The following is a 1,540-nucleotide window of genomic DNA, read 5'->3' as shown; positions in this document are numbered from 1 at the left end:
CGTTGTCGCTGACCGCTTTGATGCAGCTGTTGTTGACGTCGATGGTGATGGTCGTGGTGCTTTCGTCGCCGTCGTTATCGCGCAAGGTGTAGGTGAACACGTCGGTCGCGCCCGGGCCGTCCACGCTGTTCGGGTAGCTGTGGTATTCGGCGTTGCCCTGGGCGTCGAGGGTCAGGTAACCGTAGGTGCCGTTGATCTGCTGATTCAGTCCGCCGCTGACCGGGGTCGAGGTATCGGAACCGGCACGCACGCCGACCACGCCACCGCCAAGCAAGGGACCGTCGGCACCCGCGACGTCGTTCCACAACACGTTGCCGCTGACCACGCCACCCTCGGCCACCGAGGTTGCATCGGGGTTGGCGTCGGGCGTGTCATCGACGATGTTGACGTTGATTTGCCCGGTCGCGGTGCTGCCGTCGGTGTCCTTGGCCACCACGTCGAAGTGTTCGGAGATGCTGTTGGCTCCGCTGCCATTCGGGTGATCGCTGTCGTAACGCAGCGTGTAGCTGTAACTGACCACGCCGGTCGCCGGGTTGTAACCGGTGATGGTGAAAATCGCCCCGGTATCGGTCTCGCTCGATTGCGGGAAGCCTGCCGCGACACCCGCGGTGACCACGGCGATGCCGCCCACGGTGAGGGTTTGCAAACCGTCCAGAGCAGTGACGGTGAAGGTGCCGGTCTGGGTCAGCGCCGGCGCGTCCGGGTCGGTGCCGTAGGTGAGGTTTTTTTCGTAGACGGTCAGCTCGCCGCCACACGCGTCGAGGCCGTTGAGGGTCACCGGGCTGTTATGGATCTGCAAGACCAGGTTGGCGGTGCTGGTGTCGCCGTCGGCATCGGTAAGCGTGTACTGGAAGGTTTCGGTGCCGTTGCCATCGCCGTGCAAGGCTTTGAAATCGGCATCGCTGGTGTTCAGCGTGTAGGTGTACGTGCCGTCGGCGTTCAGCACCAACGTGCCGTAAGTCCCGTTGAACGTGCCGGCGGTAATCGGTCCGCTGTCCGGCCCGGTCGGCACGCGGTCCGCGCCTTGCACGTCGTTGCTCAGGACGTTGCCTTCGAGCGTCAGGTGTGTGGGCGTGGCAGTCGTCGCGTTGCTGTCATCGACCGCTTTCGGCACGTCATCGACGATGTTCACCACGATGGTGCTGGTGACGGTGTTGCCCAGCGAATCGGTGGCCTGATAGGTGAAGGTTTCGCTCAGGGTGTTGGCGCCGTTGTCCGCGTGCGGCGTGGTGCTCGCCGGCGAGGTCAGGGTGTAGGTGTAGGTGCCGTTGGGGTTGAGCAGGATCTGGCCGTATGCCCCCTGGTCACTGCCGACCAGTGCATAAGTGATCGCACCCGCCGCGCCGCTGACCGAGCCGACCAAGGTGCCAGAGGCAGTTTCGCCTGTGTGGCCCGGCTGGCTGCCGATGACGGTGCCGGGCGCCAGGTCCTGGCCATCCTTGCTCAGGTCCAACGCTTTCTCGTAGACGGTCACGTCGTTGTCGCTGACCGCTTTGATGCAGCTGTTGTTGACGTCGATGGTGATGGTCGTGGTGCTTTC

At 64.0% G+C, this 1,540-nt stretch carries 1 protein-coding gene; it reads right to left on the bottom strand.

The window, feature by feature from the left end; genetic code table 11:
• The coding region (locus tag Q7W83_RS29430; RefSeq protein ID WP_473658517.1) for an Ig-like domain-containing protein at nt 1–1,540 on the bottom strand (1,540 nt) is incomplete at both ends.

The sequence above is a fragment of the Pseudomonas sp. 300 genome, assembly GCF_055803035.1.
The sequence above is the reverse complement of the archived record's forward strand: the minus strand, read 5'-3'. Positions and strand labels throughout refer to the sequence as shown.